Origin of the sequence: Vibrio sp. Vb1755 (assembly GCF_033338635.1) — a bacterium.
Lineage (GTDB): Bacteria > Pseudomonadota > Gammaproteobacteria > Enterobacterales > Vibrionaceae > Vibrio > Vibrio alginolyticus.
The window spans coordinates 1-1,112 of the sequence record NZ_JAWOTA010000305.1 but is presented as its reverse complement, the minus strand read 5'-3'; the positions used below and the strand labels follow the sequence as shown (position 1 = coordinate 1,112).

Annotated in this window: 2 pseudogenes; one reads left to right on the top strand and one right to left on the bottom strand. The window is 43.3% G+C overall.

The features are described 5' to 3' along the window. A pseudogene (locus R7E00_RS24745) lies at positions 1–408 on the bottom strand (MFS transporter); the annotation flags it as partial. Positions 409–695: 287 nt separating this feature from the next. Between R7E00_RS24745 and R7E00_RS24740 the strand changes: the two are divergent. Then, a pseudogene (locus tag R7E00_RS24740) lies at positions 696–1,112 on the top strand (ABC transporter substrate-binding protein); the annotation flags it as partial.

Sequence of the window (1,112 nt, the reverse complement as noted above, 5' to 3'; positions counted from 1 at the left end):
ACCAACAGATTGGAACCAGCCGTTTAGACCCCAAAGCAGAACAAAGAAGAATGCCGTGGTGTTCAAACCCATGAATACTGCGGTGATACCAGACAGTAGTAGAGAGAACGACATAAATCGGCCAATGTTGGCATAGTCAGAAAGGAAGCCGTTCGAGAATTTACCAAAAGCGTAAGTGAAGAAGAAAGCCGAACCCATGATACCGAGTTCTTCGATGGTTACGATGCCTGCATCCAGCATCGGTTTTTTAACAACACCTAAACTCATACGAACTACGTAGAAGACGGCGTAACCGAAAACCAAGCCTAAAAATACATGCCATTGGTAGCGTTTGAAACGCGCTTGCATTTCCTCTTTCGAGCCATCTGAAAGAGGGAGGTCAGGGCGTGTTTTAAAGAAATTAAACATCTTGCACTCCAAGTTTTAATCACAAATGTTTTGTTGCAGGGCTATCTTGAAGTGATAGATTGCACAGTACAAAGGCATGAATTTGAGACAGAATTGACCCATATTGATATTTAGGTTGAGTCAAAAACGGGAATTTAGAACGTTAGGCTGACACTTGTTACTGATAGAATATGCTTAGTTCTGGTTGAAGTGCGTCAATAGTGACTCAAACATACTCTGTAAGATTTTTTGACAATCTTTCATAGATTTGAGTTACCGCACACTATTTAAGGTTTTTGGTTAATTTGATGGCTGATTTCAAGCAATTTGGGCGTCGTTTACTTCTTGGTGCGGCGCTTTATGCACCACTCACAATGGCAGCAGAAAAAGAGTTGGTGATACTCACGACCTTCTCTCAAGCACCAATCACTGCTTTGGTGGATGACTTTACGCAGCACTATCCTGATGCTGAAGTCCGAGTGGTTCACCGACGCACTCAATCAAGCCTGCAATTGCTCAGCAAAAGCTACATGAAGGATATCGACTTGGTGTTGAGCTCGTCGCCGTTTCTGATGCAAGAGCTGTCTAATGAACATCGTTTGGCTGATATGTCGTCGCGTGTGCAAGTGCCGAAATGGTTGTCCCCTTATCTATTACCTAATAACGATCAAGTCGTGGCGTTTGGATACTCAGGCGCCGGGATTGTTTGGAACAAAGATTATTTG